Here is a 13,420-nt window from a genome sequence, read left to right as displayed (position 1 = left end):
TTTGAGCGAGTTAACGAACAAAAAAGTACGGCCATCCAATTCACTCACTCCGACCTCCTTGCCACCAATACTTAGGTGACATTTTCGTGCGCCACCAAAACACTCACTTTCATCCGAAATCCATCTTCAACCACCCAAAACCCTCTTATAAAAATCCTGAAAACAGAAAAACGAATCAAAAAACCAATAGCGTGCAGAAACCCGACTTCTTTAAACAAAACTTTCGAAAAGAAACATGATTAAAAAAATCTACACGCGCAGTGTCGTCACTTCCATTTTTAAATGTGACACAGATCATTTCTTGCTTGTAATTGGCGCAAGGCGCGCCAAATAAAGCACAAAAACTGACGGTCCGCTTCAGAAGCTGTACGGGCACTGATGAGATTCATCTTTCCCCCCAGCCATAGCCAGGTGCCATCAAAAACTGACGAGCGATGGTCAAATAAACAGGAATTTTCCCGACAGCTCAGTGCAAAGGAAGGTGTTGTACTGCGGTTAGACGCAGCCACACCAGGCACAGGGGGTTTCAGGACTCGCGGGAATGCGAATAACGTTGCCGCACACCTATCCGAGTCGACACTTCCCAGTACCCAATATCAGCGTAGCGCCAGGAACTTCATTCACTCGTGGGAGCCAAGGCATCGGTACAGACGTGGGCAGCGAAAAGCAGATCGCCCGGGCCAGGCCCGGGCGATCCTCTACATGCTTTCGGCGTTATCACCACTTGCACCACCGTCGTTGCATCATGCCCTTGCGGCAGTCAGCGCAGACCAGTGCCGGCAAGCGGCTGTCAGCTGAAATCGATGCCGATACGACGGCCGACTTCCTCGTAGGACTCGATGACGCTGCCCAGCCCCTGGCGGAAGCGATCCTTGTCGAGCTTTTCGCGGGTCTTGGCGTCCCACAGGCGGCAGCCGTCCGGCGAGAATTCATCACCCAGCACGATCTTGCCGTGGAATACGCCGAACTCGAGCTTGTAGTCCACCAGCAGCATGCCGCCGTCGGCGAACAGCTGCTTGAGCACCTCGTTGACCTTGAAGGTCAGCGCCTTCATCTCGGCCAACTGCTCGGCGCTGGCCCAACCGAAGCTTTCGGCCAGGGACTCGTTGACCATGGGGTCGTGGAGCTCGTCGTTTTTCAGAAACAGCTCGAAGGTCGGCGGTGTCAGCGGCTCGCCTTCCTTGACGCCGAGACGCTTGACCAGACTACCGGCGGCGATGTTGCGCACCACGCACTCCACCGGAATCATGTCGAGCTTCTTGACCACGCACTCGGTGGGCGACAGCAGCTCTTCCACGTGGGTGGGGATGCCGGCCTCTTCCAGCTTGGCCATGATGAAGGCATTGAAGCGGTTGTTGACCATACCCTTGCGCTCGAGCGACTCCATGCGGCGTCCGTCGAAGGCGCTGGTGTCGTCACGAAAGTGCAGGATCAGACGATCCGGGTCATCGGTGGCATAGACCGACTTGGCCTTGCCGGCATAGAGTTCTTCGCGCTTTTCCATGGGTGCCTCCACAGGCAAATCAAAAAAAGGGGTTCAAGCAGGACCAGGGTCCTGAATCAGTGAATCGCTTGCCAATCCAGGCCGTCATCCTGGGCAGCCACGGTCAGGCGGGTCTCGTCGCCATCCAGCAGAGGCGTCAATGCCTCCAGAGCGAGTTCGGGGCGGTTATTATGCTCCGACAGGTGGGAGCAGACGATACGCTGCAGCCGATCCAGCCCCAGTTCGGTCAACAGCGCCGCAGCCTGGCCATTGGCCAGGTGCCCCCAACGTCCGCCGACACGGCGCTTGAGACTGGGCGGATAGGGGCCTTCAGCCAGCATGCGCACGTCATGATTGCACTCGAGCACGAGGGCATCGCAGCCACGGAAGGCCTGGCGCACGTGTTCGCTGGGGTGGCCCAGGTCGGTCAGCAGCCCCAGCTTCCTGTCACCTGCGGCGATACGAAACTGCACCGGCTCTCGGGCGTCGTGGGGCACCGTGATGGCGTCGACGTCGAGTCCCTTGATGGCAAAACGCGACTGAGGGGTGATCCAGTGGGTCCTGGGGAGCCGGCCGAGCTTGCCGGACAGCCAGGTGCCCGGGGTCAGGTGTACCGGCAGGTCATAGCGACGGGCCAGGGGGCCGATGCCACGCACATGGTCGCCATGCTCGTGGGTGACCAGCAAGGCATCGAGCTGACGCGGATGGACACCCAGCCGCGCCAGCCGGCGTTCTGCCTCCTTGAGACCGAAACCGCAGTCCACCAGCAACATCGACTCGCCGTCGCTGACCAGGGTGGCGTTGCCCTTGCTTCCGCTGCCCAGGGAGGCGAAACGCAAGCCTCCCCGGGAACCATTGGCATGCCCGACGCTCATCAGCGCAGCAAGCCCTCCATGCGCTGCAGCAGCTCACGCTGGTCATCGCCGGAAAGCGGCTCGTCGTCGGCGCTACGTGCCTCCATCAGGGTTTCCTGGCCCTGAGGCGACAACCTGAGCTCGATGCGTTGCATCGACTCAAGCAGATCCATCGAGGTCAAGGAGTCGATGAAGCCACGGGTACGCTCGCTCTCGGTGATGTAGTCGATCACGAAGCGCTTGCCGCTTTCATCCACGGAGACCAGCTCGCGGCGATCTTCCATCTCGAAGTTGTTCTCGAGCTGGAAGGCGAGCTCGGCGTAGGCCCGCTCGATGTCGAAGGGCATCACCATCACCCAGTCATCGCCGCGGGGCTCGAAGCGAACGCTGTCGGCTTCGGGGGTCTGCTGGGCCGACGCCGAGGCGATGCTGGCCGAGGCGCTACGCGCTTCAAAGTGACGCTGCAGAGAGTTCAGGCACAGCCGGTTGAGCTGGCCCGCGGTATCACAGCGCACCTCACTGGTGCCCGACCTGAGGCCCTGGCGCAGTACCAGGCTGGCGTCGGAGGTCTCGATGACACCGCTGGCGCTGTCGCTGCGGGTGATCTCCAGGCCGCGCTGTTCGACGAAGCGCTCGAGCTCCGGCCAAACCACCGCGGGCGCGGCCCCTACCACCAGCCAGCGATCGGCGTCGGTCTCGCGCACCGCCACGTCACCGGCGGCCACCGCGGTGCTGGCAGACAGCGTCTGGGGCAAGGGCGCGGCGAAGTCTCCCTCGCGGGCGTAGAAGTCCCCGCGAGCCTGAGGCACCGGCATGATATCGCGATAGCGGCTCTGGTCGCGGCTGCCGGGGAGGGTCAGCGGAGCCGCCTGACGGGCGCCCGCGTAATCCTCGTTGCGATCGTGATAGTGACCGTCCTTGGCACAGCCGGCCAGGGTCAGGGCCGCGATCATCGCCAGCGGCAGTCCTTTAAGCGCAGAATTCATGCATCCACCTTGATTGAAAATTGGGTCCACGACATCACGACCGGAGGCACGGTTCAGGCGTCAGTCCTCGATCAGTCCTGCCAGCTGCAGGGCTTCGCTGATGGTGGAGTGATACTTCTCGCTCAGCCAGGTCAACGGCAGGCGGATGCCGGGCTCGATGATACCCATGCGGTTGAGCGCCCACTTGACGGGGATAGGATTGGCCTCGATGCCCAGGTTGGTATGCAGGGGTAGAAGCCGGGTGTTGATCTGGTGAGCCTTGTCGCTTTCACCGGCCACGGCGGCGGCGCACAACTCGTGCATGGCCTTCGGCGCCACATTGGCGGTCACCGAGATATCGCCATGACCGCCCATCAGCATGAAGTCGCAGGCGGTGGCGTCATCGCCGGAGTAGAGCATGAAGTCGCTGCCCTTGAGACGTTCGATCAGGTCCTCGGCGCGCTCCAGGTTGCCGGTGGCATCCTTGAGGCCGATGATGTTGTCGACCTCGGCCAGACGCAGCACGGTCTCGTTGTAGATGTCCGAACAGGTACGTCCCGGCACGTTGTACAGGATCACCGGCAGATCACTGGTCTCGGCGATCACCTTGAAATGCTGATACAAACCTTCCTGGGTCGGCTTGTTGTAGTAAGGCGCCACGGTCAGGCAGTAGTCGGCCCCCACTTCCTTGGCGTAGCGGGTCAGCTCCACCGCCTCGGTGGTGTTGTTGGAGCCGGTGCCGGCGATGACGGGAATGCGGCCATTGACCTCTTCGACCACGCTGCGAATCACGTCGAAGTGCTCGGCGAAGGTCATGGTGGTGGGCTCACCGGTGGTACCCGCCGCCACGATGGCGTCTGTGCCATTGTCGAGGTGGAAATTCACCAGTTTGCGCAACACTTCCCAGTCGATATCGCCGTTGGCCTTCATCGGTGTCGCCAAGGCGACAATACTGCCCGTGATCATCCTCGTTGTTCCTCTGTTGTCTGCCCTCCCGCGACCCTGACGATGGCGGTCGGGGTGAACGAATGTGGCCAAGGGGGTCGCGACCCGGGGAAGCGTGGTCGTGACCAGAGCACAAATGGTACTCAGGCGGCCATATCCTGTACAGCCGCGTCTTTACATGAAGAGCGTCATTGCGTGTAATCGGACGCCTATTTTTGCGATTCTGGAGCCACCATGACAGTGTCCATCGGCGAGCCGGTCCCCGACTTCAGCGCCAGCGCCACCGGCGACAACACCATCACCCTGTCGCAACTGCGCGGTCGCCAGGTGGTGATCTACTTCTACCCCAAGGCCAGCACCCCCGGCTGTACCACCGAGGGCGGCGACTTTCGTGACCACAAGGCAGACTTCGACGGCGCCAACACCGTGGTCATCGGCGTCTCCCGTGACGGCATCCGTGCCCAGGAAAACTTCAAGGCCAAGCAGGGCTTCAATTTCGAGCTGATATCAGACAAGGACGAAGCCGTGTGTGGCCTGTTCGACGTCATCAAGCTCAAGAAGCTCTACGGCAAGGAGCACCTGGGTATCGAGCGCAGCACCTTCCTGATCGACAGCGAAGGTCGCCTGGCCAGGGAGTGGCGCAAGGTCAAGGTCAAGGGCCACGTGGAAGAAGTGCTGGAAGCCGCCCGCGAACTGCACGCCCAGTCCTGACACGCCGGCCCACGGATGCAAGCCTCGTCCTCCCCGGCAAAGAACGAATGCCCGGCCATTGGCCGGGCATTGTGTTTCGCCTAGAGAGCAGGGCTCAGCCGTCGGTGCCGGTCCCTGTACCTGCGTCAGAGTGGGGCGGCAACCTTGCCATGCTGCGCTCCTTGATCCCGCGAGGCCAGGCATAGACCAGCGCCTTCAACAGGGTCGCCAGCGGGATCGCGAAGAACACCCCCCAGAAGCCCCAGACGCCGCCGAAGAACAGCACCGCCAGGATGATCGACACCGGGTGCAGATTGACCGCCTCGGAGAACAGCACCGGCACCAGCACGTTGCCGTCCAGCGCCTGGATCACGCCGTAGGCGACGATCACATAGAGAAACTGGTCGCCCAGTCCGAAGTGAAAGCCCGCCACCGCCGCCACCGGCAGTGTCGCAACCGCGGCGCCGATGTAGGGCACCAGCACCGAAAAACCCACCAGTACCGCCAGCAGCGCCGAATAGGGAAGGCCAAAGAAGGCGAAGGTGAAGAAGGTCACACTACCGACGATGACGATCTCGGTGGCCTTGCCGCGCACATAGTTGGCGATCTGGCAGTCCATCTCCTTCCACACCCGGGTCATCAGGTCACGCTTGGCCGGCAAAAGCGACACGGTAAAGCCCACCAGACGGTCACGGTCCTTGAGCATGAACAGCACCAGGATCGGCACCAGTACCAGGTAGATGAGCAGTCCCAGCACATTGCCGAGCGACGCCAGCGACAGCGTCAGCGCACGCTGGCTCAATTGGGTCGCCTCGCGGCTGAGCACGGCGATCCAGTCCTGGACCAGGTCCGGAGTGATCAGCTGGGGGTAGCTCATCTGCAGGTCGTCCAGCATCTGCTGGCCGGCAGCAAACATCCGCGGCGCTTCCTGGATCAGGCTGGCGAGCTGGTTCCAGATCAACGGCAGCAGGATCAGCGCCAACGCCAGCAGCACCCCGACAAAGGCCAGAAAGACCGTCATGACCGCCACCAGGTGTGGCACCTTGCGTCGCGTCAGGGCGTTGACCGCGCCCTGGAGCAGAAAGGCCACCACCAGCGCGGTGAGAAAGGGCGCCAGCATCTGGCCAAGCCAGATCACCACCGCCAGCCCCACCACCAGCAACACCAGCAGCAGCACCGCCTCTTCATCGGAGAAGTAGTGATCGACCCAGCCACGAAATACGCTACGCAGACTCATGCATCACCCGCCTTGCGCAACCAGTAGACATAGACCTTGTCGCGTTCTTCACGCCCTTCCAGCACGTGGGCGCTGTGCTCGGCAAAGCTTTCAAAGTCTCGCCAGGAACCGGCGTCGGTGGCCCTGACCTCCAGCACCTGCCCAGGCGACAGGCGCGACAGCGCCTGCTTCGCCTTGAGCAGCGGCAGCGGACACGGAAGTCCGCACGCATCTAGCACATCGTCAGGTTGCACTGCCATGATCTCTCCCGAGAGAATGCGATATCGGATCGCTGCACATCGCAGCGCCGTTGCCCCGAGGGGCGAGCCCTTGCGATTTAAAGGCACTTTTCCGGCTGAATCAATGTCCCAAGGCAACCCCCTCCAACGCTATCGATGAGGATTTCGATGCCCAAGCGCACGCTGTTTGCCGTCACCGCTCGCCCCGCGCGGGCACGCCGTCAGGCATTGCCTTGGCATCGCGGCCGCTGGCGCCCGATGCCGGCCCTGGCCCTGGCGTCGACGCTTGCGTTGAGCCTGAACGCCACCACGGCACAGGCCCAGTATCTGGACCAGGGCACCCTGCTCGATCAGCCGAGGGAGCTGAACCTGCCATCGCTGATGTCCACCGGCAGCAACGCCATCAGCGGCGAGGAAACCCGCCTTGGACGTGCCTGGCTACGCCAGTTTCGCGCCCACGTGCCGGAATGGCGCGACCCCCTGGCCCAGCACTATGTGGAGACACTGGTCGGCCGTCTGGTGCCCTACAGCGACCTGGGAGGCATCAACACCACCATCACCCTGGTCGACAACAAGACCTTGAACGCCTTCGCCGTCCCCGGCGGCGTGGTCGGCGTCAACACCGGGCTGTTCGCCTTTGCCGACCAGGAAGCCGAGGTGGCCTCGGTGCTGGCCCACGAGCTCGGCCACCTGTCACAACGCCACTATGCCCGTAGCAAGGCCCGCGCCGAGCAGACTCAGGTGCCGGCCATGGCCACCATGCTGGCGGGCCTGATCCTGGCCGCCAGTGGCGCCGGTGACGCCGGCATCGCGGCCCTGGCCGGCAGCCAGGCGGCGATGATCCAGGACCAGCTGCGCTACTCGCGTCGCTACGAGGAAGAGGCCGACCGCATCGGCCTGCAGGCCATGGCCAGCGCCGGCTACGAACCCCAGGCGATGGTCGACATGTTTCGCTCCATGCAACGCCTGATGAGCCTCCAGGGCGGCACTCCGCCGGAATTCCTGCTGACCCACCCGATCACCGAATCACGCATCAGCGACACCCAGGCCAGGGTCAACCAGACCCGGGTGACGGGCTCGGCACCGGATGAACTGCAGTACCAGTTCATCCGTGCCCGGGCACTGCTGGCGATCCACGAGCGTGCGCCCGGCCAGGCGATGACGGTGATGCGCCAGGACCAGGCGCCGGCGGACGCCCAGCGCTATCTGCAGGCGCTGATCGACGCCCGAGCCGGCCAGACCGGCTCGGCACTGAATACGCTCGACGGCCTGGCACGGGCCCACCCGGATACCGCCCTGCTGCCCGCCAGCGCCGTCCAGGTGGCGCTGGAAGGCGGGCGCGTCGACGAGGCCATCGAGCGTGCCCGGCGTCAGTTGCGCCTGATGCCAGGCTACCCACCGACCAGCCAGCTGCTGGGCGAGGCGCTCTTGCAGCGCGACCCCGACGCGGCCTACCGGGAACTCCACGAACTGGCCCAGCGCCGTCCCGAGGACCCCACCGTGTTCGGGCTGCTGGCGGAAGCCGCCGGGCGCAGTGGCCGCGAAGCCTGGGGCCATCTGGCCAGAGCCGAGCAACTGCAGCTGACCGGTGAGATCGATCGCGCCATTCGCCAGCTGGAGGTCGCCGAGGCAATGGCCGAGCGCGAAGGCGACCTCAACGCCAGGTCAAGCATTCAGCGTCGTCGAGACGCCTTCCTCGACTACCGCCGGACCATGGAGAAATTTCGCTGAGCCGGAAGTTCCGCTGGGCCCGACAGCGACGGGCGCGGCGACGACACCGTGCTCAGGCGACACAGTGCTCAGGCGACGCAACGCTCAGGCCCGCCAGCCCACAGACGACTCGGCCCAGGAACAAAAGCGCCCACGAGACTCTCTCGTGGGCGTGGGCTCGTGGGCGCGGGGTGTCACCAGGAAAAGTAACGGCTGGCCTCAGGCCTGAAACTCCAGCATACGCGTCAGCGGCTTCAGCGCCTGGGTGCGCAGGGCGTCGCTGACCTGGATTTCACCGCTGCCCTCTCGCAGCGCGGCGGCCAGATTGTCCAGGGCATTCATCGCCATCCACGGGCAGTGGGCGCAGCTTCGACAGGTCGCGCCATTGCCCGCCGTCGGGGCCTCGAACAGGGTCTTGTCGGGCACCGCCTGCTGCATCTTGAAGAAGATGCCGCGATCGGTGGCGACGATCAGCTGCTCGTTGGGCAGCTCCTTGGCCGCCTTGATCAACTGGGAGGTGGAACCGGCGACGTCGGCCAGACTGACCACCGCTTCGGGCGACTCCGGGTGCACCAGTACGGCGGCGTCCGGATAGACCGACTTGAGGTCCTCGACCCCCTTGGCCTTGAACTCCTCGTGGACGATGCAGGCGCCGTCCCACAACAGCATGTCGGCGCCGGTCTGCTTCTGGATATAGCCGCCCAGGTGCTTGTCCGGGGCCCACAGGATCTTCTCGCCCCTGGCCTTGAGGTGCTCGATGACGTCCACCGCGATGGAGGACGTAACCACCCAATCGGCACGCGCCTTGACCGCCGCCGAGGTGTTGGCATAGACCACCACGGTGCGATCCGGATGGGCGTCGCAGAAGGCCGCGAACTCGTCCTCCGGGCAACCCACGTCCAGCGAGCAGGTGGCCTCCAGGGTCGGCATCAGCACGCGCTTTTCCGGTGACAGGATCTTGGCGGTCTCGCCCATGAAGCGCACGCCGGCCACCACCAGCGTATCGGCCTCGTGGCGTGCACCGAAGCGCGCCATCTCCAGCGAATCGGCGACACAGCCGCCGGTCTCTTCGGCCAGCTGCTGGATAGCGTCATCGGTGTAGTAGTGCGCCACCAGTACGGCATTGTGAGCCTTGAGCAGGCGCTTGATCTCTTCGACGCGCGCAGCGTCTTCCGAGGGAATACGGGTAGGGCAGTACGGGCGCGCGAGATGCTCTCTGATCTCGGCGCGAGAAGTCATGATCGTCATCGTGTCTACCACTGTGATCGACAGGGGATCCCCCTGCTGATGGGACAGTGCCGCGAACGCTCCGTTCGGCGACACGCCAGGAGAACCCTCGAGCGTGGAGCCCGGCGCCGATAGCGCCAGCGGCGACTCCTGATGCGGCGCTGGAAAGGCGTCACTGCCGTTCCAGACCCGCTGCCGGTGGTTCTCTCCCTCGCCCATGCGTCTATCGCAGCGGCGAGTCACTTGACAGTTTAACGCAGGCGGACGGTTATGCCGAGTCTCCACGCATGGCATCGGCGCAAGATTGCGCCTGCGGCATACCTGTTCTCGACTTCCTGCCGACACGATGCCATCGGCTCGAAGCCTTCGGCTCGGCGTACTGGCGTCGCTTGAGGAACGGCCTGCTCAGGCTGACAGCGCCGTCGTGGCTGCGGCGGCGGCTCTAACCGCGGACTGCGCACACGAAAAACGGCCCCCGCTGCAAGCAGCGGGGGCCGTGAATCTGGTGGGTCGTGTAGGATTCGAACCTACGACCAATTGGTTAAAAGCCAACTGCTCTACCAACTGAGCTAACGACCCGATCATGACAGGACATCGTCCTGACCATGCACAGGTTCGGATGGTGGGTCGTGTAGGATTCGAACCTACGACCAATTGGTTAAAAGCCAACTGCTCTACCAACTGAGCTAACGACCCGATCATGACAGGACATCGTCCTGACCATGCACAGGTTCGGATGGTGGGTCGTGTAGGATTCGAACCTACGACCAATTGGTTAAAAGCCAACTGCTCTACCAACTGAGCTAACGACCCGATCATGACAGGACATCGTCCTGACCATGCACAGGTTCGGATGGTGGGTCGTGTAGGATTCGAACCTACGACCAATTGGTTAAAAGCCAACTGCTCTACCAACTGAGCTAACGACCCGATCATGACAGGACATCGTCCTGACCATGCACAGGTTCGGATGGTGGGTCGTGTAGGATTCGAACCTACGACCAATTGGTTAAAAGCCAACTGCTCTACCAACTGAGCTAACGACCCTTCCGAACGGGTGCAGATATTACGGATATGCCCCTTTCGACGCAAGTGTTTTTTTCGATTACCGTATCTTTAGCGCTTCTTGTCGCCGCGATCCGGCTTGCCGCCACGCTTCATCGTGTGCACCGGGCGACGCTTGTTCTTGTCGCGGCTCCAGCGATTCTTCTCGTCCGGCGTCAACTCAGGCACCTTGCGCGATTCGAGTCCCGCCAGTCCGGCCAGGTCGTCGACCTCGTCCTGGGAAAGCTCGGTCCACTCGCCGGCCTTGGCCCGCTTGTCGAGGAAGATATTGCCGTAGCGGACCCGCTTGAGGCGACTGACGGTCAGCCCCTGGGACTCCCACAGACGCCTGACCTCGCGGTTACGGCCTTCCATGATGACCACGTGGAACCAGGTGTTGATGCCCTCGCCACCGAACTCCTGGACGTCGCTGAAGCGTGCCGGGCCATCCTCGAGCATCACGCCTTCGACCATGGCCACCACGTGCTCACGTTTGACCTCCCCCATGACTCGCACCGCGTATTCGCGCTCGATCTCGGTGGAAGGATGCATCAGCCGATTGGCCAGCTCGCCGTCGGTTGTGAACAGCAACAGCCCGCTGGTGTTGATGTCCAGGCGGCCAATCGCGATCCAGCGCTCGCCCTTGAGGCGCGGCAGGCGGTCGAATACCGTACGCCGCCCCTCTGGATCCTTGCGCGTGCACAGCTCGCCCTCGGGCTTGTTGTACATGATCACCCGCCTTGGCACCTCTTCGGCGGCGCGCAGGGTGATCGGTCGGTCATCGAAACTGACCCGGTCACGGGCCTCCACTCGGTCGCCCAGGGTCGCCACGCTGCCGTTGACCTTGACCCGGCCATCGGCGATGGCGGCCTCCATCTCCCGGCGGGATCCTAGGCCGGCACGCGCCAGCACCTTCTGCAGTTTTTCGCTGGTGGTCGTCATTCGTCGTTCTCACTCTCTGTGGGTTCCACCCCCGAGGCAGCGTCATCATCGACGCGGCCCCGGGCGCGTTCGGACAGCCTGGCTTCCAGATCGGCAAAGCTCAGGCGAGCCCGTTCGGACGCCATCCCGGCGTGCTCGTCGTCGGCCGTCCCGGCCGTCGGTTCATTGACGTCGGGCGTTTGGCCCGCCGTCGTCTCGGCTTCCTCGCGGGAAGCCGTCACTTCATCCTTATCGGGCGATGATGCCTCGCCTTCCTCGGTCTCGCCTCTTTCGGTTCCCTCTTCAGCGCTTCCAGCTTCAGCGGGTTCACCTTCAGCGGTGTCACCCTCGGCGGTCTCACCATCGTCGTCCAGCGGCTCGTCGGCCTGGGCCAGCAGCGCCGAGGGCGGAGGCGGTGGCTCGTCCTCGGTGTCGAACTGCTCGAACTGCTTGAGCTCGTGCATCGGCGGAAGTTCGTCGAGGGTCTTGAGCCCGAAATCGTCCAGAAAGCCACGGGTGGTGGCGAACACCGCCGGGCGTCCCGGCACGTCTCGGTGCCCTACCACGCGAATCCAGCCACGATCGAGCAGGGTGCGCATGATCGAGCCGCTCACCGTGACCCCGCGGACCTCCTCGATATCGCCCCGGGTCACCGGCTGACGATAGGCGATCAGCGCCAGCGTCTCCAGCAGCGCCCGGGAATAGCGCTGGGGGCGTTCATCCCACAACCGGGCGACCCAGTTGGCCAGCCGCGGGCGAATGCGCAGCTGGTACCCGGAGGCGGTCTCGATCAGCTCCATGGCGCCTCTGAGGTGACGCTCGGACAATCGCTCCAGCGCTTCCTTGAGCGCCCGTCGCGGCGGGCGCTCGTGTTCATCGAACAGCTGTTCGAGGCGGTCCAGCGCCAGCGGTTGGCCGGCGGCCAGCAGCGCCGCCTCTACGATGTCGTCCAACGCATCGGGCGTCTCCATCACGCTCATGCGGGCTCATCTCCCTGTGTCTTGTCAACCGACTGACCGATACGCCTATCCGGTTCACCGGCATCATCGAAGGCGCTGTCGTCGCCCGCCTCGTCGTCTATAGCGCTGTCCTCAGCGGCACTATCATCAAAGGCATCATCCAAGGCATCACCAAAGGTATCGCCGAAGGTTTCGTCGTCGAAGGTTTCGTCGTCGAAGGCGCTCTCGCCCTCGTCCTCAAGCCCTTCGTACGGATCTTCGTCGCCGTCCTCGGCCAACCTCGCCCTGACGTGGATCGGTGACATCGGCGCATTCTGGACGATTTCGATCATCGCCTCCTTGGCCAGTTCCAGGATCGCCATAAAGGTCACCACCACCCCGGCCCTGCCCTCATCAAGCGAGAACAGCGCCTCGAAGGGGGTGTAGTGCTCATGGGTCAGGCGCTCCATGATCGCCAGCATGCGCTCCCGGGTCGACAGCACTTCACTTTCGATCTGGTGGGCCTGGTTGAGTTCGGCCCGGCGCAGAATGCCGGCCAGTGCGCCAAGCAATTCATCGAGCTCGACGTCCGGGTGGATGACCCGGGCCTCCACCGGGGGCAGCGCCGCCCGGGCAGGAAACCAGTCACGTCCAACCCGGGGCAACTCCGCCAGGGCCTCGGCGGCGAGCTTGAGCCGCTCGTACTCCTGCAGGCGGCGAATCAGCTCGGCGCGGGGGTCTTCGTCCTCGTCACCGTCCTCGCTCCTGGGCGGGCGCGGCAGCAGGGTGCGCGACTTGATCTCGGCCAGCATCGCCGCCATCAGCAGGTACTCGCCGGCCAGTTCGATTTCCATGGCCTTCATCAGTTCCACGTACTCGATGTACTGGTGGGTGATGGCGGCCACATTGATCGACAGGATATCCAGATTCTGCCGGCGAATCAGATAGAGCAGCAGGTCAAGCGGTCCCTCGAAGGTCTCGAGAAAGACCCTGAGCGCCTCCGGGGGAATGTACAGATCCTCGGGCAGCTCGGTGATCGGCTCATCGAACAGGCGTCCCAGCACCTGGGCGTGGGCTTCGACCTCGGCGTGAGGGGCAGCACCGGCCTGGGCCTGCAAATCGCCCTCGGTGTCAGGCCGAGTCGCTGCACCTTCCTCGTCAGTCCCACCCTGGGGTTGTTGTGTCGTC

12 protein-coding genes and 5 tRNA genes are annotated in these 13,420 nt (G+C 63.5%); 2 read left to right on the top strand and 15 right to left on the bottom strand.

Annotated features, from left to right (window positions below; translation table 11 throughout):
* Positions 1 to 790: 790 nt before the first annotated feature.
* Genes purC through dapA form a run of 4 tightly spaced genes read right to left on the bottom strand, consistent with a single transcriptional unit; the run spans position 791 to position 4,268 of the window.
* Positions 791 to 1,504: a phosphoribosylaminoimidazolesuccinocarboxamide synthase gene (gene purC / locus C6W88_RS10275; RefSeq protein WP_045992003.1), complete on the bottom strand. Its 714-nt coding sequence runs from the start codon at positions 1,502 to 1,504 to the stop codon at positions 791 to 793.
* A 56-nt stretch (positions 1,505 to 1,560) separates the two neighbouring features.
* Positions 1,561 to 2,358: an MBL fold metallo-hydrolase gene (locus C6W88_RS10270; protein ID WP_045992002.1), complete on the bottom strand. Its 798-nt coding sequence runs from the start codon at positions 2,356 to 2,358 to the stop codon at positions 1,561 to 1,563.
* Positions 2,358 to 3,323, bottom strand: coding sequence for an outer membrane protein assembly factor BamC (locus tag C6W88_RS10265; RefSeq protein ID WP_045992001.1), 966 nt, complete (start codon positions 3,321 to 3,323; stop codon positions 2,358 to 2,360). The genes C6W88_RS10270 and C6W88_RS10265 overlap by 1 nt, the downstream gene beginning before the upstream one ends.
* 60 nt (positions 3,324 to 3,383) lie before the next feature.
* The gene (gene dapA / locus C6W88_RS10260) at positions 3,384 to 4,268 is read right to left on the bottom strand and encodes a 4-hydroxy-tetrahydrodipicolinate synthase (protein ID WP_045992000.1); all 885 of its coding nucleotides are present in this window, start codon (positions 4,266 to 4,268) and stop codon (positions 3,384 to 3,386) included.
* 213 nt (positions 4,269 to 4,481) lie between these two features.
* Here dapA and C6W88_RS10255 point away from each other — a divergent pair, with 213 nt between their 5' ends.
* Entirely contained in the window at positions 4,482 to 4,958 is a 477-nt protein-coding gene (locus C6W88_RS10255; RefSeq protein ID WP_045991999.1) for a peroxiredoxin, read from the top strand.
* Positions 4,959 to 5,052: 94 nt separating this feature from the next.
* On the opposite strand, the gene C6W88_RS10250 is transcribed toward C6W88_RS10255, so the two are convergent.
* Positions 5,053 to 6,174 (bottom strand): AI-2E family transporter, encoded by a 1,122-nt coding sequence (locus C6W88_RS10250; protein ID WP_045991998.1) that lies wholly within the window; start codon positions 6,172 to 6,174, stop codon positions 5,053 to 5,055.
* A complete protein-coding gene (locus C6W88_RS10245) occupies positions 6,171 to 6,413 on the bottom strand; it encodes a sulfurtransferase TusA family protein (RefSeq protein WP_045991997.1) in 243 nt (80 codons plus the stop codon). Before C6W88_RS10245 ends, C6W88_RS10250 begins: the two co-directional genes overlap by 4 nt.
* A gap of 147 nt (positions 6,414 to 6,560) precedes the next feature.
* On the opposite strand from C6W88_RS10245, the gene C6W88_RS10240 reads away from it, so the two are divergent.
* Positions 6,561 to 8,123, top strand: a complete 1,563-nt coding sequence (locus tag C6W88_RS10240; RefSeq protein ID WP_231498604.1) for a M48 family metalloprotease — start codon at positions 6,561 to 6,563, stop codon at positions 8,121 to 8,123.
* 198 nt (positions 8,124 to 8,321) lie between these two features.
* On the opposite strand, the gene nadA is transcribed toward C6W88_RS10240, so the two are convergent.
* The 9 genes from nadA to C6W88_RS10195 form a co-directional block, all read right to left on the bottom strand.
* Positions 8,322 to 9,350, bottom strand: a complete 1,029-nt coding sequence (nadA, locus tag C6W88_RS10235) for a quinolinate synthase NadA (protein WP_045992009.1) — start codon at positions 9,348 to 9,350, stop codon at positions 8,322 to 8,324.
* Between the two features lie 482 nt (positions 9,351 to 9,832).
* Positions 9,833 to 9,908, bottom strand: a tRNA-Lys gene (locus C6W88_RS10230).
* 41 nt (positions 9,909 to 9,949) lie between these two features.
* Positions 9,950 to 10,025: transfer RNA gene (locus C6W88_RS10225), tRNA-Lys, on the bottom strand.
* Positions 10,026 to 10,066: 41 nt separating this feature from the next.
* Positions 10,067 to 10,142: transfer RNA gene (locus C6W88_RS10220), tRNA-Lys, on the bottom strand.
* Positions 10,143 to 10,183: 41 nt separating this feature from the next.
* Positions 10,184 to 10,259, bottom strand: a tRNA-Lys gene (locus C6W88_RS10215).
* Positions 10,260 to 10,300: 41 nt separating this feature from the next.
* Positions 10,301 to 10,376 (bottom strand) — tRNA-Lys (locus tag C6W88_RS10210).
* Between the two features lie 69 nt (positions 10,377 to 10,445).
* Positions 10,446 to 11,315: a 23S rRNA pseudouridine(2605) synthase RluB gene (gene rluB, locus C6W88_RS10205; protein ID WP_108132373.1), complete on the bottom strand. Its 870-nt coding sequence runs from the start codon at positions 11,313 to 11,315 to the stop codon at positions 10,446 to 10,448.
* Positions 11,312 to 12,274 (bottom strand): SMC-Scp complex subunit ScpB, encoded by a 963-nt coding sequence (gene scpB / locus C6W88_RS10200; protein WP_108132372.1) that lies wholly within the window; start codon positions 12,272 to 12,274, stop codon positions 11,312 to 11,314. Before scpB ends, rluB begins: the two co-directional genes overlap by 4 nt.
* Positions 12,271 to 13,350, bottom strand: a complete 1,080-nt coding sequence (locus C6W88_RS10195; RefSeq protein WP_231498623.1) for a segregation and condensation protein A — start codon at positions 13,348 to 13,350, stop codon at positions 12,271 to 12,273. The genes scpB and C6W88_RS10195 overlap by 4 nt, the downstream gene beginning before the upstream one ends.
* Between the last annotated feature and the right edge of the window lie 70 nt (positions 13,351 to 13,420).

This window comes from Halomonas litopenaei (genome assembly GCF_003045775.1).
Lineage (GTDB): Bacteria > Pseudomonadota > Gammaproteobacteria > Pseudomonadales > Halomonadaceae > Halomonas > Halomonas litopenaei.
The sequence above is the reverse complement of the archived record's forward strand: the minus strand, read 5'-3'. Positions and strand labels throughout refer to the sequence as shown.